The following is a 20873-nucleotide window of genomic DNA, read 5'->3' as shown; positions in this document are numbered from 1 at the left end:
ATGAAAATAGATTTTGTATGGCCAGATAATATTCATTGGACAGGAGGTAAAGGGTTTGCCTTGACATTGGAAAGAATGGGCTTATTAAATAAGTGCTTTCAATTGAACCAGTTTAACTATGAACAACTTTTTGACTATCTAAAAAACAGCACGTCTGATTTAATTATATTAATGTGTGCAGATCATCATATGATATATCTTCACAATACCTCACAAAAACGGGAGTTTTGGTATAAACTGAAAATTCCCACTGTGTGTATTGCTTGGGAATTAATTTTAAACTCACGATTCCCTGATAGTATACATAAGTCTTCAAGCGCTATTCGATGCTTTGACTACTTTTTGTATGTAGATGAAAAAGATAGTATCTTTTATAAAAAGAAAGGAAATAACGCTTGCTTTATGCCTCTGTGGGTTGACGGGGAAAATTTTAAAGTTAAATTAGCGCCTCCTGAAAGAAAAAATAAACTCTTCTTTTTTGGTCAAATAACTGATTTTGGGATACCCAATGTTTATAGTGAAAGAAAAATCTTGTTAGACAAGCTTCTGGAAAAGAATTTAGTAGAATTTACAGATAAACAGATTGGCTCACTAGACTCATTTGAGGAGTTAGTTCTAAAATTAAATAATTACACAGCTACTATAAATTTACCTAGTGTAAGCGATGTTGGCTGGGGTTATTCTACTAGAGTTTATGAAGCAATGGCTTGCGGCACTTTATTATTTCAATACAATTTAAAGGGTCGACCAATAGCTGCAAAGATATTCAAAGATTATCAGCATTATATACCTTACGATATCGATAACTTTGAAAAGCTGGCTGAACAAATTAATTATTACTTAAAGCATATAAAAGATTTAGAAACAATTACTATTACTGCTCAGGAAGAAGTTATTACAAAACATACAATTGAGCATAGAATTCAGCAGATAATCGAATTTGTCACAACTGGGAATAAAGTTGAGTACCAGCTTATACCAGAGCTAAAAAATAGAGAGCATATTCAAGAGGACTATGCTATCCCGAAAATTTCACTAGATTTTTCATATCAATTGCCAGAGGAAATATCGAGTATTTTAGGAGATAGTGAATTAACTAATCCACAGTTAAAATCTGAAATACAATCCCTGAAAACTAAATTAAAACAAGCCGAAGATTTGATCGATGCAATGAAAACTAGTAAATTCTGGAAGCTAAGAACAGCATGGTTCAAGGTGAAAAAATTATTAGGAATACCATCAGAAGATTAGGATTAGTCAATACTTATCTAGTATAAACTTTGTCTAAACTATAAGAAAAAAATGCAAGATTCACAACTTAATTCTTTAATTGATCCTGAAATCAAAAATGACGAGCTATACAATACAATTCAAGCAATTGCTGCTGAAGCACAAATCAGCAATATCCTTGAAATTGGTTCTTCGTCAGGAAGCGGTAGTACAGAAGCCTTTGTTAAAGGAATAAGAAAAAATCCAAAAAAACCTTTACTTTATTGTATGGAGGTTTCTGAAGTACGGTTTTCAGTACTACAGCAAACCTATTCCTATGCTGACTTTGTGAAGTGTTATAACTTATCATCAATTGATATTGATGATTTTCCCAGTGAGGAAGATGTAATTAACTTTTACCGTAAACATAAAACTAATCTCAATAACTATCCTTTGGATGAAGTTATAAGATGGTTGCACCAGGATATTGATTATGTAAAAAGTAGTAGTGTTTCAGGTAACGGAATAAGAAAAATAAAAGAAGAAAATAATATTGATTATTTCGATCTAGTATTGATAGATGGTTCAGAATTTACTGGAAACATTGAACTTGATGAAGTATATGGTGCAAAAATAATCATTTTAGATGATATCAATAGCCTTAAAAATTATGAAGCCCATCATAGATTGTTAGATGATGAAAACTATATTCTAGTACGTAAAAATTTTGAATTAAGAAATGGATATTCTATCTTCAAGAAAAAGGGTGTGGGCTTTATTTTTTATGAGTTACCTATTCACTTCTTTACAATTGTTTTAAATGGGCAACCTTTCATTGAATATCATATTGATATTTTTAAACAACTTCCTTTTAAATGGCAATGGCATATTGTTGAAGGTGTTGCTGAATTAAAGCATGATACAGGATGGAGTGTCAGTTTAGGAGGTAAAGTAACGGATGTTATGCATTATCAAGGTCGTAGTAAAGATGGGACAACAGAATATATAGACAAATTAGCTCAACAATACCCTAACAATATTACTGTCTATCGGAAACCTGAAGGGATATTCTGGGATGGTAAAAGAGAAATGGTTAATGCTCCTCTTGTTAATATTTCAGAAGAGTGTTTATTATGGCAAGTGGATGTTGATGAACTGTGGACTTTTGAGCAAATTTGCAAGGTTCAGCAAATGTTTATTGAACATCCTGAAAAAAGTGCTGCATTTTATTGGTGTTGGTATTTTGTTGGGGAAAAACTTATTATCAGTACGCGGAATTGTCATACTCAAAACCCTAAGCAAGAATGGTTAAGAACCTGGAGGTTTAAGCCTGGTTACATTTGGGCTGCCCACGAACCTCCTAAATTAGTTGAAACTTTAATTAATGGAAAAACAAAGGATATAGCTAGTATCAATCCTTTTTTACATAAAGAAACTGAAAAGCAAGGTTTAGTTTTTCATCATTATGCTTATGTTATTCCACAACAATTAAAATTTAAAGAAATTTACTATGGCTATAAAAATGCAGAGTCACAATGGTTAAAACTACAGACGCAGGGTAGATTTCCTCTATTTCTTAGTGAGTATTTCGCTTGGGTAAAAGATAAAACGATGGTGGATATGGCAGAATCTTGCGGTGTAGTGCCGATTGCCAAGCAAGAACCTAGTAGTAATAATTGGTATTTTTTATCATCAGAGGAAATCCAACAAGCAGCATCTAAAATTCAAAATATATCCCCAATAATTGCCATTGATGGCGTAGTATTTCAGCTCTTTCAAACTGGAGGAATTCCAACTGTATGGAAATGTCTTTTGGCAGAATGGGTAAATAGTGGGTTTGCAAAGCAAATAGTTTTTCTGGACAGAGATGGAACAGCTCCAATAATTCCGGGTATTCGTTATTGTCAGATCAGTAGATATAAATACAGTAAAACTGCTACTGATAGCGAAATGCTACAAAAAATATGCGATCAACAGCGAATTCAGTTACTTGTATCAACTTATTACACAACTCCAATATCGACTCCATCTGTATTCATGGCTTACGATATGATTCCAGAGGTAATTAATGCTAATTTAAATGAGTCAATGTGGAAAGAGAAACACTATGGAATTTTACACGCTTGTGCTTATGTAGCAATTTCAGAAAATACTGCCCGTGATTTGCTCAGGTTCTTTCCTCATATATCACCTGATTCTGTCAAGGTTGCTCACTGTGGATTAGCAGAAAATTTTCAAGTAATGAGTTGTGAAAAAATTACTCAGTTCCGAACTAAATACAATCTTAACAAACCATATTTTCTATTAGTTGGAGCGCGGATTGGTTTAGATGGCTACAAGAATGCACGTTATTCCTTTCAGGGATTTTCTAAACTACCTAATCAGAATGATTTTGCTATTGTGTGTGTGGGTTCTAATACTCAACTTGAGCCAGAAATGGCAAACTTAGTTCCTGATATTTCTACTTATATGCTTAAGTTATCAGATGAAGAATTAAAAGCTGCCTATTCTGGTGCTGTTGCTTTAGTTTATCCTTCTCTATATGAAGGATTTGGTTTGCCTATTTTAGAAGCAATGGCTTGTGGTTGTCCAGTCATTACCTGTCGTAATTCTTCTATCCCTGAAGTTGGTGGTGAAGCAGTTCTTTATGTAAGTGAATATAATATTGATGAATTAGTGAGTGCATTATCAAAAGTGCAACATCCTGATATTCGCTCCTCATTAGTAAGTGCTGGTTTAGAGCAAGCTAAGAAATTTTCTTGGTCGAAAATGGCAGAAACAGTAGCAGAAGTATTGATGCAAACTGCTCAAAATATTCAAAAGCAAAATATTTCAGCTATTCCATCACTATGGGAAGAATTTCGTAGTTTACAAGCTCAACTTCAAAACTTACAATATCAGTTACAACAAGGAGCAAACCCAGTTAAATCTATCTCTCAAAACCCAGTTGAATCTATCTCTCAATCTCCCTATTCTGCTCAATTGCAGCAAGCTCTTGCTCTAATTGATGCTATGGAAACCAGTAAATTCTGGAAATTGCGGACAGGTTGGTTTAAACTAAAAAAGTTCCTGGGTTTGCCAGTAGATTTTTTTGAATCACAAGTCAACTTCAGTCAGCCGAGTAATATACAATTAGAACAAGCTTACGCTACTATTGCAGCGATGCGAAGCAGTAAGTTTTGGAAGCTGCGAATTTTATGGTTTCGATTTAAGAGTTCAGTTGGTTTGCCAATTGATGAATAAATAAGTGAAAAGCATTGATGTCTCAACTACGAATTGCTATAGATTTAACTCCTTTATCCCCTGGTGGTAAAAATGGCGGAGCAAAGATACTGGTACTAAACCTTCTAAGTCAATTGCAGAAACTAGCTTCTGATTGCCAATTCTTACTATTAACCGCACCTTGGAATCACTTAGAGTTAGCTGAGTACGAAAATCAAAATACTCAGCGTCTTTTATTAGCTGACTTAGTTGAAGATACTAATTCACTAAAATATAGAGAGAAACTGAAAAACCTTTGGAAAAGACTTAAATTTAAGTTAGCTAGATTAACTTATTCAAAATCATTATTAAAAAATCATAATATTAATCTATTATTCTGTCCCTTTTCTGCACCCACATTTGCCGAAAGCAACATTCCAGTTGTAGCGATTGTTTATGATCTACAACATCTTGATCATCCAGAATTTTTTGAACTTACAGAACAACAACACCGAACCAAATTTCTCAATAATCTTCTTCAGAAAGCACGAAAAATTATTTGTATATCTGAATTTTGTCGCCACTCTCTAATTAAACATTTAAAAGCTTCCGATGATCAGCTTGTAGTTATTCCTATATCTATCCAAGATCGTTGGAATGGATTAAACGAAGAAATAACTAACCAGTATTTGTTAGAATTGGGATTAGTAAATTACAGTTATGCTTTCTATCCAGCAAATTACTGGCGACATAAAAATCATCGTCTGCTTTTAGAAGCTTACAAAATTTATAGAGAGAAATGTCTCAATTCACCTTTAGATTTAGTTTTTACAGGAGATTTGAAACGGCAAGAAGATCAACTTCGTCAAGAAGTTGCAGACGCTAACCTCAGTGATTATGTCCATTTCTTAGGGTTCTTAGATGAAAAATACTTAGAAGCCGTTTGGTGTGGCTGTAAATGCTTAGTTTTTCCATCTCTTTACGAAGGTTTTGGCATCCCCATCTTAGAAGCAATGTATTTTGGTAAACCCGTTCTGTGTAGCAATGCTGGCAGCTTACCAGATGTTGGAGGAGATGCCGTTCTCTACTTTAACCCCAATAGTCCTGACGATTTAGTAAGTTGTTTGCTCAGGATTAGTTATGATACTGATTTGGCCGCTCAATTAGTCCACAAAGGCAAGGAACGACTTAAACTATTTAATGGGCAAGAAATGGCAAAACACTATATCAAGATATTTGAATTAGCAGTGTCATAAAAAATAGTATAGGAATCTGATTTAAAGTTTACTAAATATGCTCGGACTTTAACGCATATCATGTCAGGTGGCAAATATATCTGTTTTTCAAAAATACAGGACTTACGCAAACAATAGCTCAAAGCCTTATTTTACGGTAGGGGCAATTCATGAATTGCCCCTACAGGGTGTAGTTTTGCGTAAGTCATAAAATAAAATAATAATCCTACCTATATGAACTTACGATTTAGTGTAATTACACCTTCTTTTCGTCAAGGTCGTTTCATAGAGCGAACTATACAGAGTGTCTTATCTCAAAATATAGAAGATATGGAGTACATCGTGTGTGATGGAGGAAGTGATGATGAAACACTAGAAATATTGCAAAAATATGAGCAAAAAATACGCTGGATATCAGAAGCAGATAAGGGGCAATCTGATGCTGTCAATAAGGGTATATCAATGACGACAGGTGATATTATTGCCTGGATTAACTCCGATGATATTTACTATCCAGGAGCATTTCAAACAGTTAAGCAGATATTTGAATCTGATTCGGAAATAGAAGTTGTTTATGGTAATGCTGACTGGATTGATGAATCAGATGATCTTCTTTATCCCTACCCTACAGAAGCTTGGAACTACAAGCGATTAATTGAAACTTGTTACATTTGCCAGCCGGCAGTGTTTTTTAGACGCAGCTTAATTGAAAATTTTGGCAATTTAAATCCCCAATTAGAGTATTGTATGGATTATGAGCTATGGTTACGTTGTGGAAAATATATTAATTTTGAATATGTGCCGCGAAAACTGGCAGGTTCTCGTATGTATAGTACCAACAAAACTTTAAGTAAAAGATTGCCAGCACATTATGAAATTAATGAAATGCTAAAAAATAAATTTGGTACTGTTCCAGATAATTGGATTATGGGATACGCGTTAATAAAAGTTGAAGAAACTACAAATCTTGATAAGTTTGATGATACTCAAATTAAAGAGTTTACTAAGGTATTGATTTGGAATAGTTTCGAGAGCTTTTCTCGTTGGCAAAAATTGATTTCACCCAAGATTTTCATAAAAATGTTATTTTGGTGGTTCTTTCCACAGTGGTCATGGTTTAGACAAACGCAATTATTAGAAAGTAAAAAATCTAATTAAACTATGAGGTTAAGCTATTAGATTAAGCTTTATATTTTTTTTATTAGTATGCTATAAATTAAATTAGAATTAGGCAACCTAGATGCCTGTCGTGACTGCTGCTATACCAAGGATGCTGTTTACGCTATGTGGCTGATGTTGCAGCAAGCACAGCCTGATGACTATATCATCCCCAGTAGTGAAACTCACTCTGTCAAAGGACTCGTTGAGTGTGCAAACTGCGTTTGTCTAAACTGGCATTATGTCTCAGTTGACTCTGCTTTTTATCGTCCTGATGAATCAGTGCAATTAGTTGGTTTCATTAATAAAATTAAGACGGAGTTAGGTTGTGAGCCTTAGCATTTTTTTGAGTAATTGGTCGAGTTAATGGTTGATTATGATCTAAAAAAATTGAGCAACGGTGGAGCCTAAAAATTTTGGTACTAAAAGTTGTAATTGATGCAACCCCAGTATTTACAAAACCGACTGGGGTTGGCTTTTATGTTGCTAATTTAATTAGCTCACTTAATGCTTTGCAATCCCTAGAAGAATTTCAACTGAGTATTGCCTATCAACGAGGCTTTAAAAATTGGCTTTTAGGCAAACAAACTGTACCTGATTGTCTAAACGAGTATTCTCACATTCATATACTGCCTATATTTGTGAAAGTCTCAGATTTATTATTTACATCAACTCCCGTTTCAGATTTATTGCTATATTACTTTAAAAATTACTTTGAACAATGTTTTGATTATCCAAATATATTACATGGAACAAATTATTCAGTTTATCCTTGTAATAATAGCCTAAAGGTCATGAATATATATGATTTGACTTTTATTAAATATCCAAATTATATAGATTCAGTTGTAAAAACCTATACACAAAGAGTCAAACGATGTTTGCAATGGACAGACTTAGTTTTAACAATTTCAGAAAGCTCTAAAAAAGACATTATTGATTATTTAGAAATAGATCCAGAAAGAGTATATGTGACTCCTCTAGCTAGTCGTTACCATACTGATTATTTATCTGGTGAACAAAATATTCAGGCTTTAGAAAAGCAGGTTAATTACGACTTTTCAAAACCGTATCTACTTTTTGTTAGTACAATAGAACCGAGGAAAAACATTAATGCTATCATCTCTGCTTTTAATTTACTAAAGAAAAAATATAAAATTGATCATCAATTAATATTAATTGGTAAAAAAGGTTGGAATTACGAACCAATATTCGTGGATATTGAGAGTTCACCTTGGAAAAGCCAAATTCATCATCTTGACTACTTATCTGATGAATTGGTAGCATTATTTTACTCCAAAGCCGATGTTTTCGTTTATCCTTCTTACTATGAAGGATTTGGTCTACCCATTTTAGAAGCTATGACACTAGGCGCACCTGTTGTTTCTGCTAATACTTCCTCAATACCAGAAGTTACAGGAGATGCTGCTATTTTGATTGACCCTAGTGATTTTATTCAACTGGCTGAAGCTATTCTGAAAGTCATCAGTGATTCTCAAGTACGCCAAGAATTAATTAGTAAGGGTAGGGAAAGAGCAAAATTATTTTCTTGGGAAAGAACGGCAAAAGAAACATTAGAAGCTTATAGAACTATTATTTAATGAATATAGTAAATAATATGTCTGCAAATCAATTAATCATTAACTTATCCATTTTATTATCAAAACCAACAGGCATAAGCAACTATGCTGATAATCTTGTTCCTTATTTGAAATTTCTTCAACCTACTCTATTAACAGCCAAAAATTACCCAGAGTTTAACTGCTATCTAGTACCCGATAATCTTACTCCTGCTCAAGGTACAAAAGGGCATTTTCGCCGCCTGATTTGGACGCAATTTCAACTGCCGCAAATATTTATGGATTTGCGATCGCATCTGTTATTTTGCCCTTTGCCAGAAGCGCCCATTTATACCAACTGTCGTTTTGTGGTGATGTCTCACGATCTGATACCGTTGCGCTTTCCTAAACGCTTTTCACGGTTGACATCGTACCATCGTTACTACGTTCCCCAAGTACTCAACCAGGCGCAACATATTATCTGTAATTCCTCAGCTACTGCTAGGGACATTATTGATTTTTACCAAATTCCAACTAGCAAAATTACTCCTATACCTCTGGCACACGATCGCAATCACTTTCGTTTTCTCAACCTCCCTACCCGTAATTACTTTCTCTACATCGGTCGTCAAGACATTTACAAAAATCTGAACAGACTTATCGCCGCCTTTGCTGCATTACCAAACAGTGGTGACTATGAACTTTGGCTAGCGGGTCCGACTGATCTTCGTTACACCTCAATTTTGCAGGCGCAAGTAGAAGAACTAGGTATAACTCATCAGGTAAAATTCCTTGACTATGTACCTTATGGCGAATTACCAACAATCATCAATCAAGCGATCGCACTTGTCTTCCCCAGTCTCTGGGAAGGTTTTGGTTTACCAGTTCTGGAAGCAATGGCTTGTGGTACTCCTGTCATTACCTCCAATCTCTCCTCTCTTCCAGAAGTGGCTGGAGATGCAGCAATTCTGATTAATCCCTACAACACAGGAGAAATTACTGAGGCTATGCAGGCGATCGCAACTGATTCGGGGTTGCGATCGCGCCTCTCTAGTCAAGGGATCGCTCACTCCCAACAATTCAGTTGGGAAAAAACAGGAAAAGCAACCAGCGAAGTTTTATCCCGCTACTTATAAAAGATAAACTAACACCAGAATTTGGATGTAAGAATTTGGGATTTTGTCAAGATTTCAGATTATCTTGACTAATAACTAATCCAAAATCCTGATGAAAGCACTAATTCTCTCTGGTGGTAAAGGTACACGTCTCCGTCCCCTTACCTATAGCGGAGCAAAACAACTCGTACCAGTTGCTAATAAACCAGTTTTATGGTATGGCATTGAAGAAATGGTTGCTGCTGGTATCACTGATATTGGCATCATCATCAGCCCGGAAACTGGGGCAGAAGTCCAATCAAAAACCGGAAATGGAGAATACTTTAGAGCGAACATCACCTACATCGTCCAAGATCAGCCACTGGGGCTTGCCCACGCCGTTCAAATCGCCAGTCCCTTTTTAGGAGATTCCCCCTTTGTCATGTACTTGGGCGATAACCTGATTCAACTAGGTGAATTACGCTACTTTCTGGAACAATTTAGCCAACAACAGCCAGATGCTTTGATTCTCTTGCGTTCGGTTGCAAACCCTAGCGCCTTTGGTGTGGCTGAGGTAGATGAAACAGGGAGGGTGTTACAGTTAATTGAAAAACCGAAAGTTCCGCCTTCAAATTTGGCATTGGTAGGGGTTTATTTCTTTTCTCACCTGATCTTTGATGCGATCGCAAATATCCAACCTTCCACCAGAGGCGAACTAGAAATTACTGATGCTATTCAATACCTAATTAATCAGAAAAAGCAAGTTTTAGCTTACAATCTCCAAGGTTGGTGGCTAGATACTGGTAAAAAAGATGACTTATTAGAAGCTAACCGATTAATTCTCGATACCTATTTGACAGAATCCATTGTCGGCGAAGTCGATGCCCAAAGTCAGATTATTGGACGAGTCCAAATCGGTGCAAAATCTCAAGTAATTAACTGCACAATTCGGGGGCCAGTAATCATTGGTAGCAATTGTTATTTAGAAAACTGCTTTATTGGCCCTTATAGTAGTATTGCTAATAATGCCACACTTATTGATACTGATTTAGAACACAGTGTGATTTTAGAAGGTGCGAAAATTGCCGGAATCCATCAGCGCATTATCGATAGTGTGATTGGACAACGGGCACAATTGACTGTTGCACCCCGTCGCCCCAAAGCCTTGCGATTTCTAATTGGCGACGACTGTCAAATTGAATTAACGTGATTTAGTTCTTAAAAACAGAAAAAGCCACGGTCGAAGTGTTACCTGCTAGCTGTAAAATACAAGCATTAAATTACCTTCAGAATTAACACTCTGACACATTACTCTAAACGAATTACGAATTACGTTTGCGTAGCGTGCCGGAGGCTCTATTACGAATTATTTTAATGAGCATTGTACATATCAAAATCCCCGAAGTTATACAAATCAAACCCCAAGTATTTGCAGACGATCGCGGCTTCTTTTTTGAATCCTACAACCACCAAAAATTTGCTCAAGAGACTGGTATTATTGCAAACTTTGTGCAAGATAACCACTCTTGTTCTAAGCAAAACGTTCTGCGTGGATTGCACTACCAAATCCAACAACCCCAAGGTAAACTGATTCGTTGTGTTGCTGGTACTATCTTTGATGTAGCCGTAGACATTAGAAAAAGTTCAGCTACCTTCGGAAAATGGGTAAGTTATGAACTCAGTGCTGAAAACAAATATTTAATGTGGATACCACCAGGCTTTGCTCATGGCTTTCTCGTGCTTTCAGAAGTAGCCGAAGTTCTCTATAAAACTACAGATTACTACGCACCCCAAGGCGATCGCACAATTTTATGGAACGATCCAGATTTAGGGATAGATTGGCCCGTGAGTGCTACACCGATTTTATCGGCTAAAGACCAAGCTGGGAAACCTTTGAGGACTGCTGAAGTATTTGATTAAGCTTGATGATTGCGTTAAGTTCGAGAACTAATTAGGATGAGTAAATCAATTTTGTTGATTGGTAGCAATGGTCAAGTCGGTAAGGAACTGCAACAAATACTTCCATCTTATGGCGATATTATCTCAGTAGCACGCCCAGCAGTAGACCTTGCTCAACCCGATACTCTCCGCAACTTTATCAGAGCAAAGCAGCCGCAGATCATCATTAACGCTGCTGCTTATACTGCTGTGGACAAAGCAGAAAGCGAACCACAACTAGCTAACGCTATTAATGCTACTGCACCCCTAATTATTGCCCAAGAAAGCCAAAAGTTAGGGGCTTTTCTAATTCATATTTCGACCGATTACGTTTTTGATGGTAATGGGTATCGCCCTTACCAGGAAACCGATGCGACTAATGCCTTGAGTGTTTATGGTAAAACCAAACTCGCTGGAGAAGAAGCAATACGGGAAACTTGCGCCCATCACCTCATCCTCCGTACTGCTTGGGTTTATGGAACCTTTGGCAAAAGTAACTTTGTCAAAACCATGCTGCGACTAGGTACAGAACACCAAGAAATCCGTGTTGTCGCCGATCAAATTGGTAGCCCCACTTGGGCGCAAGATATAGCAACAGTCATAGCCCAGATGATTCCCCAGTTAACCCCAGAAATTAGCGGCACTTATCACTACACAAATAGCGGTGTTGCTAGCTGGTATGACTTTGCCGTTGCCATTTTTGAAGAAGCCCAACAGCTAGACTTCCCTTTAAAAGTTGAACGTATTGTCCCCATTACAACTGCCGAATATCCCACACCAGCACGTCGCCCAGCCTATTCTGTGCTTGCTTGTGGAAAAATTTCGGCAATTCTGGAGACTTATCCCCCCCATTGGCGACAAAGACTCCGACAAATGCTCAAAGATAGGGCATAGGGAATTGGGAATGAATTCTCCTTATCCCCTACTCCCTATTTCCTTTGACTTTTTAAAACTCCCGTCTCATGTTGTATGGGTAAAACATCTAAAATATCAGTTTGGGAACAATATTTTAAATCTTCTTGACAGTCAAGACGCAACAATCGTTGACCGTGACTAGCTTGATGGAATAATCCCAATAAGTTATCTTGCCATTGAGAATAAAGAGCGATCGCACCAACTACTTCATCATTACCAGCTAGTTCTTCTGGTGACAACTTGGTTTGCTCTAAAAGACTATGAGCGATCGCACCCGCACAAACTGTATCCTCTAAAGAAAAACTACCTTCCCAACCAGAACCGACAATCCATATTGTCTCTGGTTTCTTTTCTAGAAGAAATTGCACCACCGCCGCCCGGTTTATCAAGGCTGCTGCTAAGAGATTTGGCGAGTCTTGTACCCGTTGTAAGGCACGAGTGCCGTTAGTGGTACTGATAAACAACCGCCGCCCTGCAACTAATTCTGGCGTGCAGTCGAGGGGAGAATTACCCAACTCAAAGCCAGGTACTTTTGCGCCGCCGCGTTCTCCAGCCCGTAGCCGTTTTTCAGAGGGCCATTTTTCGCTAACTTCAATTAACTGGTCTAAATCGCTGAATACTTGTACAGCTTCGCCTCCAGCTGCCAAAACTGTCGCAATTGTGCTAGTGGCTCGCAATACATCGACTGCGATCGCACATTCTGGCGCTTTACCCGTTGGAGTCAATTCAGGAGTGTGGTATACGAATAGCTTCACGCGCTGGATACACCTGCTTTAATACAACTGCCGCAAATAACATTCTACCCAGTTGGTGTCACTAACTATAGTTACAATTACTCCCAGAGATTTTTTTAGCATCAGAATGCATTATGTAACCTATTCAATACATAAATACTCAAAAAGTCCATTTTTATGCTTATAGACTTTTAGACTTGCGGCATTATCCTGTAATGTAAAACAATAAAGGGAATAGGGCATTGGGCATTGGGCATTAGTTATTTATTCTTTCTCCCCTGCTCCCCCTGCTCCCTCATCTCCCTTGTCCCCATGCCCCATTCCCTTCAAAATCCCTATGGCACCTTTACCCGATTACCGCCCTAAACAACTATCTTTAGGCCCGTTAGAAGCGGAAATTTTAAATATCATCTGGGAACTGGGTTCAGCCACAGTCAAGGATGTCCACGATCGCATTTTGACCGATCCCAACCGCGAATTAGCGTATACTTCTGTCACCACAGTCTTACGTCGCCTCACTGAGAAAGGTTGGCTGGCATGCGACAAAAAAGAGCGGGCATTTTATTGGCGGCCAATGCTGAGTAAACAGCAATCAGATGTCATCAAAGCTCACGAGCAGTTACAGCGATTTCTGGCAGTGGGGAACCCCGATGTAGTTGCAGCCTTTGCCGATAGCCTAGATGAAGCAGCTAGTGAGCAAATAGCAGCGATCGCCAAACGCATTCAATCAGCACGCCAAGCCAGGGAGGAAAAATGATGCATCTCATAATGATTTTGATTGCTTTGGCAGTTGCCTGGTGCTTAAGATCCTCTTGGAATCAACCCCAAGCTAGTTGGAATCTGCGGTGGCAGCGATCGCTATTTTTGTTTCTCTTCCCGCCCTTGTTAATTGTCATGACTGCGATCGCTGTGCTGTTCATGGGACCTCAAGGACAAATGGGCGGAATGTATACAGGCTCAGTCAGCTATTTATTAGCATTAATTTATTTAGCATTTTTTGCCATTTCATGCATTAAACTTGCCTTTCAAGGTTGGCAGTCTGTGGAATCTGCGCGTAACTGCCCTCTGGTAAATTTGGGGGATAAACGAGCCAGACTGCTGGAAACGGGCGCGTTGTTTGCGGGTCAAATTGGTTTTTGGCAACCAGAACTTGTTATTAGCCAGGGATTAGTGCAAACTCTCTCACCACAGCATTTGGAAAGCGTCTTAGCCCATGAGCAAGGGCATCATTATTATAAGGATACGTTTTGGTTTTTTTGGCTAGGTTGGGTGCGTTTCTGCACCGCCTGGCTGCCGAATACAAATCCTTTGTGGGAAGAACTATTAGCTTTGCGCGAACTCCGTGCCGATGGTTATGCAGCCTTGCAAGTAGACCCTCTAGTGCTAGCGGAATCACTTTTATTAGTAGTTAGTACCAGTCCAGTATTATCAGAAATTTGCTGTGCTGGATTGGGTTCCTCTGGTGTAGGCGATCGCTTAGAACAGAGAATCGAAGCTTTATTAGCACCACCAGAACCAACCCAAGAATCTCAATTGCATTCCTGGCATGGTTTTCTTTTGGCTTTGCTACCTTTAGTAGCTGTAATATTTCATAGTTAAATTGAATTTAAGTTCACCGAAACACTGCTGAGTGCTGAGTAAAAAAGTAATAATTGCACTCAGCACTACTGAATTCCGTACTGCCAAGACTTGTTCAGCACTCAAATCCAGTTGTGGAAAAGTGGAAGAGATGATGCGTTTAAGTCCTTGGAATACAATCGCAATCCTCATTGATGACTTGATACAGTTATTCTAGGCGACAACCAAAAAGAATGAATCAATTGAAAATTCAAAATTAAATACAGCCAACCATAAGAGGATGTTTTAAAAGTGGTTGGCTGTAATTTTAGGCACTTGTTTATCCCCCTACCCCCCCCTTTTTAATGGGGAAGAATCAAAGTCCCCCAATTTATCGGGGGATTTAGGGGGATCTAAAACGACCAGAGGACTTTTAAAATATCCTCTAGGGGGTGGTTTTTTTGTGCCATGTTATGCGCGTGAAAACTTTTTGCGTAGCTGTCCCAATGGCAACTCTACAAGCTGGTAAATTGTATATGCTAATCCAAAAGAAATTAATAGACTAATTGCTGCTTGGGGAACTTTATGCAATTGGGGTAAATAAGTCTGAACAATAAAAATCACGATATGATGGACAAGGTATAACGAGTAAGATAGCGCACCCAAAAAACGCATCCATTTTAGATTTAATAAAGAGAATAATCCCGAATTGGGAAAGCGAATAGCGGTAATAAAGATTGGATATAACCCAATTCCCTGTATAGTGTAACAAAAGGTTTTTTGAAACTCAGGTGAGCGATATAAAAATGAAAAAATGAGTAAGATTATTCCTATAGGCAGCAAGAAATAGTTCCATATTTTTTTAGAATAATGCTGTTCATCCAACATCGGGTTATTGTTAACTGCCAATGCACAACCGAATAGAATACTATCTGCCCGAGTATCTGTTGCATAATGCATACTATCTGTAGATGTTCCAAAAGCATAAACCTGAAGACACCGCCAGACTAAGACCACTAAACATAATCCCCAAATAATTAGCATTTGTCTACGTCGAGTTACACGCAGTTTACGTAGAGCTACATAAAGCAGGGGGAAAAGCAAGTAGAAGTGTTCTTCGACAGCGAGAGACCAATATACCCCACTACCTGGAGTAATTCCATTGGGATAGAAAATATAATAGTAGTTGTAATAGTGTAGACACTGAGACAAGAACGCTGATAAATTAATTTTTCCATGAATAAATCCTAAGAGAGTTAAGCCAGTCCCTAAGAACAACACTAGGTAAAATGATGGCCAAATACGCAGGATTCGTCTTGTATAAAAGAGCTTAAAATCAATAGTTTGATAGCGATCGTACTCTCGCCTGAGATTAGTGGTTATTAAGTAGCCACTGAGAAAGAAAAATATTGTTACGCCAAACTTCCCGAGAAACATCAATTTAGCAACTTGTGTATGGGCTAAAAAAACAATTAGGAAAGCAACAGTTCTAAGCCCATCCAGAGATGGTATATAGAATTTTGAGTGTGCATTATTTGCACCGGACGAAGTCTCTGGATTACTTTCAGGGGAAGATGTTAATGGTTTTTGCAAGATCCTTTACTCCTGATGGTGCGACCAAATAAGCTGAATAGTTTGTGAGATAAATAATCCAGAAGTTATCTGATATACCGTATTTATACAGTATATTCTGTTTTTTTTTACAATTTTTTTGATATATTTATGCAGACAAAATTTTGGCATGCACATAACGATTAGTGTTGTGTAATACTGGCTGCTCCCAAGTCCAAAAGAAATAATCCAGCAACGGAGATTTACCAATGTGCTTCTCACCAAGTATATTGATAAGCTAAAAGATATCTAATTTACATATTAAAATTTTATTGATGTCTTGTGGGATGGCCATCTTGCCCGTTCTGATGATGCAAGTTAAATGCCGATTAGCTTACTTGTAGGCTGATCGCCCTTCATCCGAGATGCGATCGCGTTTAATTCATCTTTACGACCAACAAACAGCCTGGGATCTTCAATCATCCCCGCAGCCATAAAAAGATTGTCAGGCAGCGCTTCAGAAGCCATGTAAAACCTTATCCTAGTTTCAGCAATTTAAGTGCAACCACCTAAAAGAATAGCACCAAGTGTAAAACAGACCCTTGGTGCGATCGCCAGTTTCCTGAAACTAGATTAATCTGAGAGCAACCCTATTAGAACCTTTGCCAAATACTCATACTGGTGTAGCATCTACACAAACATTGTTGAAATTCCAGCGCTTGTTTATGACAAGCACCAAAAGAACCATGATTCAGAAACATGACCCTTGGATCAAGTGACCATAGATTACTAACAGATAATCTAGAATCCAAAACCTCAAATATAAAATTGTTAAACTCCCCAGGCCGGATTCGAACCAGCGACCAATCGATTAACAGTCGATCGCTCTACCACTGAGCTACTGAGGACCACTCACGATTTATAATCTTAGGGCTAAAAATAGTATTTGGCAAGTACTTTCGCCAATATTTTTTTTAGATACTTAATTTAGATAATTTTTACAGCCAAAATCCATTCAAAAACTTAAGCAGAGACTCTTAAATACTAGATATTTACTGTAATCCCATTCGTAATTCAGCCAGACGCTGCCGCGCCTTAGCGTCAATAGCATTAGCTAAAAACCTACTCTTAGATTGTTTGCGCGTATGATATTTCTGTCGCATCCGGCAGATGGTAGCTTCCACTTCGCCACATAGCTGTTGTGCCGACAACCATTCAGCCCCGTACCCCTGTATCATCAACTGCTGTGCCCGATCTGATGTAGCAACAATCACACGAGAAATTAAAGATTGGGCTATTTGTTGGCGCATAGACGCACAGGATTTTTCAATATAAGTATCTGCTGTTTGCCCAAAATCAGTGTAATAAACAGATAAAAGCTCAGTAATAATTTCTTTATTACTAGAGCAATTTTGATATTGAGCATCAAAAACTATCTGAGTTGTGTAACCTTGAAACGCACTATAACCAGTCATCGCTTCTACAAGTTCGCCCCGTGCTGCCTCTAGTCCAACACTATCACGTGTTTTTTTAAGGCAAGGCCAAGCGCCTATTATGTTGTAGCCGTCCACTAACAAAACGGCTTGGAGTAAGGAACGGGACATGGTTTTTAATCACAATTTTCTAGAGTTAACAAAATTCATTCATAAGTTTTATAATAATTGATGCATTGTCTGTAGCACTATGCTACATAGAATAAAAAATACGGTAGCCTCACAAAACTACAACTTAATACAGACGCACAAACTTAAAAAGCGCCTTTTAAACAAAGGCGCTTTTTAAGTAGTAGTGAAAATTAAGAGTGCTGAGTTAAAAAACCACCTATAAAAAGTGGAGTATGTACAAAATGTGAAAGTACTTTTTATCTCACTCAGCACTCAGCACTTAGGACTGGGAACTCAATTAAGAGGCTTCGCTGTGTACCTCCATCAGGCGTTGTTTAAGGCGTTGGGCTTCACCTCTATCTACCAGAGAGCCTTTTTCTAGCAAAAAAGCGCCGTCACAGTAATTTAACTCATCTAATCGATGTGTCACCCACAGGGCTGTGATCCCTCGACTTTTGACAAGGTGACGGACACTAGCAACTAAATCTAACTGGCTATCTGGATCTAGTAAGGCAGTGGGTTCATCTAATAATAAGACTTCACAGCGACGAGCGATCGCACCTGCGATCGCTACTCGTTGTTTCTGTCCCCCAGAGAGTGCATAAATAGGTCGTCGTTGCAGGGTAAGCAAATTCACCGCCCCTAGCGCCTCCTCAACCCTTGCTCTAGTCGCAGCAGGTGGCAACTTTTCTTCCACCAATCCAAAAGCCACATCAGCACCAACTGTTGGCATCACCAGTTGATGATCTGGATTTTGGAAGACAAAGCCAACGGGGTGCAAAACCCCAATTTCCCCAGATTCAGGAGCTAATAGCCCCGCTAGTAGTCTAAGTAACGTTGATTTCCCACTGCCATTTGTACCCAAGAGCATCCAAAACTCACCCTTGGGTACTTCTAAAGAGCAAGATTTGATAACTTTCTCTCCATTCGGCCAACTGAAATTTAAATCCTTGACCTCAATGCCCACTTGAGCCATTTGTCAACCTTGGTTACTCAGCAGCTACAGCAAAAAATCCTGGTGGTCTGCCACCACCTGGGGTTGTACCATCTTTCTGAACAATCTGCACCCCAGAAATTTCACTAGCGCGGACAGCAATTTTTTTCTCTGTCTTGCCCTCACACTTGAGTTCTACAATGTCAGGGTTCCCAGAACGGATTGCTGCCAAAATTAGCTGATACACAGCCTCAGCATCCTCTGCTGACTTACGTTGTACCGAGATAGGGAAAGCAGTGTTTCTGATGCTTAAATCGATGGTAAACATTTAGCAATAATCAAATTTAACTGTGGACTCATTTTAGCGTCAGCTGACTGATTCTAGGGAAATGGGTATTGGAAGAGGTAGAGGGGCAGGGTGCAGGGAGCAAGGGGGAGAATTCAAATTACCTCTTTCCCCTCTGCTCCCCTGCTTTATCTACCTCATCTAGATAAAAAATTAATTTTTATTACAAAACACCTAGAAAAATTAACGATTTACCCCTAATATGATTAGAGGTGTGTAAAAAATTGTAAACTTGGTTAACAACCTGGTTAACTTTCTGCTTATGGAAGGCTCTTAATATAGCCATCTATAATTACAGATACAACCTGTACTTATAAACTATTTGGAGATTTGCTGTAATGACCATCGCAGTTGGACGCGCGCCCAGTAGAGGGTGGTTTGACGTTCTAGACGACTGGCTCAAGCGCGATCGCTTCGTATTCGTAGGTTGGTCAGGGATATTATTATTCCCCTGCGCCTTCCTAGCACTAGGCGGTTGGCTGACCGGCACCACCTTCGTCACCTCTTGGTATACCCACGGATTAGCCTCCTCCTACCTAGAGGGTGCTAACTTCCTGACAGTGGCAGTATCCACCCCCGCCGACAGCATGGGACATTCCCTATTGCTGTTGTGGGGGCCAGAAGCCCAAGGCGACCTCACCCGTTGGTTCCAATTGGGTGGCTTGTGGCCATTTGTGGCACTACATGGAGCCTTCGGTTTGATTGGCTTCATGTTGCGGCAATTTGAAATTGCCCGTCTAGTAGGAATCCGTCCTTATAACGCTCTCGCCTTCTCTGCTCCCATTGCAGTATTCGTCAGCGTATTCCTGATGTACCCCTTGGGACAATCAAGCTGGTTCTTTGCACCCAGCTTTGGCGTAGCAGCAATTTTCCGGTTCCTGCTATTCCTGCAAGGGTTCCACAACTGGACACTCAACCCCTTCCACATGATGGGTGTTGCGGGTGTATTGGGTGGTGCGCTTTTATGCGCCATTCACGGAGCCACAGTTGAAAATACCTTGTTTGAAGACGGTGATGGTGCTAACACCTTCCGCGCCTTCAATCCCACCCAGTCGGAAGAAACCTATTCAATGGTGACAGCAAACCGATTCTGGTCACAGATTTTCGGGATTGCTTTCTCAAACAAGCGCTGGTTGCACTTCTTCATGTTGTTCGTACCAGTTACAGGTTTATGGATGAGCGCCGTCGGCATCGTCGGTTTAGCGCTCAACCTGCGGGCTTATGATTTCGTCTCCCAAGAATTACGGGCGGCGGAAGACCCAGAGTTTGAAACCTTCTATACCAAAAACATTTTGCTGAATGAGGGTATCCGCGCTTGGATGGCTCCTCAAGATCAACCCCACGAACAATTTGTATTTCCAGAAGAAGTACTACCTCGTGGTAACGCTCTCTAATCTTAAAAGCTGACCATGACTTAAATCAAGGTTGTGGTTGCCAAAAATTGACATCAGCCAGATTAAATAATCTTCTTGGCATCAGCCAACAAAGTGTCAATATTCTCCAGTCATCTCCCACAAAAAGGTGGGAGATTTTTTTTATATGGTTAATATCTCTAAATTTATATGTTATGTTAGATGAAGGTTATAAACCCAGATTAAAAACTCTGCCCTTTTAAAACTAAGACCGCTTAGGCAATAAGGAGGTGATGCCCATGATAGAAAGTAGTAAATGCATGGGTCATCAGGTTGCAGTTAGCCGGCTGTGTGCCGGGGCTGTTCTCTAAAAGTTAGCCTTAGTTATCTTTGAGATACTAAGTTAGCTCAAGTAGCTAGGCAAGCTCGGAGTTCCTTCCGGCAGTCTGGTTGCAACCTGAAGACCCGCTAGACCGCTCTGACTTA

At 39.0% G+C, this 20873-nt stretch carries 18 protein-coding genes, 1 tRNA gene and 1 pseudogene; 13 read left to right on the top strand and 7 right to left on the bottom strand.

From position 1 onward, the window contains the following. The 10 genes and pseudogenes from GTQ43_RS13605 (at nucleotide 1) to rfbD (ending at nucleotide 12288) form a co-directional block, all read left to right on the top strand. A complete protein-coding gene (locus tag GTQ43_RS13605) occupies nucleotides 1-1251 on the top strand; it encodes a glycosyltransferase family protein (protein WP_265273129.1) in 1251 nt (416 codons plus the stop codon). Between the two features lie 51 nt (nucleotides 1252-1302). Beyond that, on the top strand, nucleotides 1303-4452 hold the full coding sequence (locus GTQ43_RS13600; RefSeq protein ID WP_265273128.1) for a glycosyltransferase family 4 protein: 3150 nt from the start codon (nucleotides 1303-1305) through the stop codon (nucleotides 4450-4452). A 17-nt stretch (nucleotides 4453-4469) separates the two neighbouring features. Beyond that, nucleotides 4470-5666: a glycosyltransferase family 4 protein gene (locus GTQ43_RS13595; RefSeq protein ID WP_265273127.1), complete on the top strand. Its 1197-nt coding sequence runs from the start codon at nucleotides 4470-4472 to the stop codon at nucleotides 5664-5666. A 213-nt stretch (nucleotides 5667-5879) separates the two neighbouring features. Continuing rightward, nucleotides 5880-6803 carry a glycosyltransferase family 2 protein gene (locus GTQ43_RS13590; protein WP_265273126.1) on the top strand — a complete coding sequence of 308 codons (924 nt, stop codon included), beginning with the start codon at nucleotides 5880-5882 and terminating at the stop codon, nucleotides 6801-6803. Nucleotides 6804-6863: 60 nt separating this feature from the next. Next, nucleotides 6864-7157: pseudogene (locus GTQ43_RS13585) on the top strand (GDP-mannose 4,6-dehydratase); the annotation flags it as partial. Between the two features lie 62 nt (nucleotides 7158-7219). Beyond that, on the top strand, nucleotides 7220-8404 hold the full coding sequence (locus GTQ43_RS13580; RefSeq protein WP_265273125.1) for a glycosyltransferase family 4 protein: 1185 nt from the start codon (nucleotides 7220-7222) through the stop codon (nucleotides 8402-8404). A gap of 17 nt (nucleotides 8405-8421) precedes the next feature. Next, a complete protein-coding gene (locus GTQ43_RS13575; protein WP_265273124.1) occupies nucleotides 8422-9498 on the top strand; it encodes a glycosyltransferase family 4 protein in 1077 nt (358 codons plus the stop codon). A 91-nt stretch (nucleotides 9499-9589) separates the two neighbouring features. Then, on the top strand, nucleotides 9590-10666 hold the full coding sequence (locus tag GTQ43_RS13570; RefSeq protein ID WP_265273123.1) for a glucose-1-phosphate thymidylyltransferase: 1077 nt from the start codon (nucleotides 9590-9592) through the stop codon (nucleotides 10664-10666). A 164-nt stretch (nucleotides 10667-10830) separates the two neighbouring features. After that, entirely contained in the window at nucleotides 10831-11376 is a 546-nt protein-coding gene (rfbC, locus tag GTQ43_RS13565) for a dTDP-4-dehydrorhamnose 3,5-epimerase (RefSeq protein ID WP_265273122.1), read from the top strand. Between the two features lie 36 nt (nucleotides 11377-11412). Further along, the gene (gene rfbD, locus GTQ43_RS13560) at nucleotides 11413-12288 is read left to right on the top strand and encodes a dTDP-4-dehydrorhamnose reductase (RefSeq protein WP_265273121.1); all 876 of its coding nucleotides are present in this window, start codon (nucleotides 11413-11415) and stop codon (nucleotides 12286-12288) included. A 35-nt stretch (nucleotides 12289-12323) separates the two neighbouring features. On the opposite strand, the gene GTQ43_RS13555 is transcribed toward rfbD, so the two are convergent. Continuing rightward, entirely contained in the window at nucleotides 12324-13064 is a 741-nt protein-coding gene (locus tag GTQ43_RS13555; protein ID WP_265273120.1) for a 2-phosphosulfolactate phosphatase family protein, read from the bottom strand. Nucleotides 13065-13380: 316 nt separating this feature from the next. Here GTQ43_RS13555 and GTQ43_RS13550 point away from each other — a divergent pair, with 316 nt between their 5' ends. Both GTQ43_RS13550 and GTQ43_RS13545 read left to right on the top strand, forming a co-directional pair. After that, nucleotides 13381-13800 carry a BlaI/MecI/CopY family transcriptional regulator gene (locus GTQ43_RS13550; RefSeq protein WP_265273119.1) on the top strand — a complete coding sequence of 140 codons (420 nt, stop codon included), beginning with the start codon at nucleotides 13381-13383 and terminating at the stop codon, nucleotides 13798-13800. Next, the gene (locus GTQ43_RS13545; RefSeq protein WP_265273758.1) at nucleotides 13800-14642 is read left to right on the top strand and encodes a M56 family metallopeptidase; all 843 of its coding nucleotides are present in this window, start codon (nucleotides 13800-13802) and stop codon (nucleotides 14640-14642) included. Before GTQ43_RS13550 ends, GTQ43_RS13545 begins: the two co-directional genes overlap by 1 nt. A gap of 429 nt (nucleotides 14643-15071) precedes the next feature. Here the strand turns inward: GTQ43_RS13545 and GTQ43_RS13540 are convergent, their stop codons facing one another. From GTQ43_RS13540 to GTQ43_RS13515, 6 genes are all read right to left on the bottom strand, one after another. Then, nucleotides 15072-16193, bottom strand: coding sequence for an acyltransferase family protein (locus GTQ43_RS13540; RefSeq protein WP_265273118.1), 1122 nt, complete (start codon nucleotides 16191-16193; stop codon nucleotides 15072-15074). Nucleotides 16194-16529: 336 nt separating this feature from the next. Then, nucleotides 16530-16679, bottom strand: coding sequence for a hypothetical protein (locus tag GTQ43_RS13535; protein ID WP_265273117.1), 150 nt, complete (start codon nucleotides 16677-16679; stop codon nucleotides 16530-16532). A 308-nt stretch (nucleotides 16680-16987) separates the two neighbouring features. Continuing rightward, nucleotides 16988-17059: transfer RNA gene (locus tag GTQ43_RS13530), tRNA-Asn, on the bottom strand. Nucleotides 17060-17203: 144 nt separating this feature from the next. Further along, complete coding sequence (locus GTQ43_RS13525; RefSeq protein WP_265273116.1) at nucleotides 17204-17755, bottom strand: NYN domain-containing protein; 552 nt, start codon at nucleotides 17753-17755, stop codon at nucleotides 17204-17206. Between the two features lie 298 nt (nucleotides 17756-18053). Then, nucleotides 18054-18731: an ABC transporter ATP-binding protein gene (locus GTQ43_RS13520; protein ID WP_265273115.1), complete on the bottom strand. Its 678-nt coding sequence runs from the start codon at nucleotides 18729-18731 to the stop codon at nucleotides 18054-18056. 13 nt (nucleotides 18732-18744) lie between these two features. After that, entirely contained in the window at nucleotides 18745-19017 is a 273-nt protein-coding gene (locus GTQ43_RS13515) for a hypothetical protein (RefSeq protein ID WP_012410874.1), read from the bottom strand. Between the two features lie 356 nt (nucleotides 19018-19373). Between GTQ43_RS13515 and psbD the strand changes: the two genes are divergently transcribed. Further along, on the top strand, nucleotides 19374-20429 hold the full coding sequence (psbD, locus tag GTQ43_RS13510) for a photosystem II D2 protein (photosystem q(a) protein) (RefSeq protein WP_012409998.1): 1056 nt from the start codon (nucleotides 19374-19376) through the stop codon (nucleotides 20427-20429). Nucleotides 20430-20873 lie beyond the last annotated feature (444 nt).

Origin of the sequence: Nostoc sp. KVJ3, from assembly GCF_026127265.1 — a bacterium.
Classification (GTDB): Bacteria; Cyanobacteriota; Cyanobacteriia; order Cyanobacteriales; family Nostocaceae; genus Nostoc.
Note: the sequence above shows the minus strand (reverse complement) of the source record. Positions and strands in the feature narration are given on the sequence as shown.

Coding starts and splice junctions, on each gene's coding strand:
- psbD (WP_012409998.1), top strand. CDS start 19,374: ATGACCATCGCAGTTGGACGCGCGCCCAGTAGAGGGTGGTTTGACGTT.
- GTQ43_RS13575 (WP_265273124.1), top strand. CDS start 8,422: ATGTCTGCAAATCAATTAATCATTAACTTATCCATTTTATTATCAAAA.
- rfbD (WP_265273121.1), top strand. CDS start 11,413: ATGAGTAAATCAATTTTGTTGATTGGTAGCAATGGTCAAGTCGGTAAG.
- GTQ43_RS13590 (WP_265273126.1), top strand. CDS start 5,880: ATGAACTTACGATTTAGTGTAATTACACCTTCTTTTCGTCAAGGTCGT.
- GTQ43_RS13515 (WP_012410874.1), bottom strand. CDS start 19,017: ATGTTTACCATCGATTTAAGCATCAGAAACACTGCTTTCCCTATCTCG.
- rfbC (WP_265273122.1), top strand. CDS start 10,831: ATGAGCATTGTACATATCAAAATCCCCGAAGTTATACAAATCAAACCC.
- GTQ43_RS13535 (WP_265273117.1), bottom strand. CDS start 16,679: ATGGCTTCTGAAGCGCTGCCTGACAATCTTTTTATGGCTGCGGGGATG.
- GTQ43_RS13570 (WP_265273123.1), top strand. CDS start 9,590: ATGAAAGCACTAATTCTCTCTGGTGGTAAAGGTACACGTCTCCGTCCC.
- GTQ43_RS13600 (WP_265273128.1), top strand. CDS start 1,303: ATGCAAGATTCACAACTTAATTCTTTAATTGATCCTGAAATCAAAAAT.
- GTQ43_RS13545 (WP_265273758.1), top strand. CDS start 13,800: ATGCATCTCATAATGATTTTGATTGCTTTGGCAGTTGCCTGGTGCTTA.
- GTQ43_RS13605 (WP_265273129.1), top strand. CDS start 1: ATGAAAATAGATTTTGTATGGCCAGATAATATTCATTGGACAGGAGGT.
- GTQ43_RS13525 (WP_265273116.1), bottom strand. CDS start 17,755: ATGTCCCGTTCCTTACTCCAAGCCGTTTTGTTAGTGGACGGCTACAAC.
- GTQ43_RS13520 (WP_265273115.1), bottom strand. CDS start 18,731: ATGGCTCAAGTGGGCATTGAGGTCAAGGATTTAAATTTCAGTTGGCCG.
- GTQ43_RS13595 (WP_265273127.1), top strand. CDS start 4,470: ATGTCTCAACTACGAATTGCTATAGATTTAACTCCTTTATCCCCTGGT.
- GTQ43_RS13550 (WP_265273119.1), top strand. CDS start 13,381: ATGGCACCTTTACCCGATTACCGCCCTAAACAACTATCTTTAGGCCCG.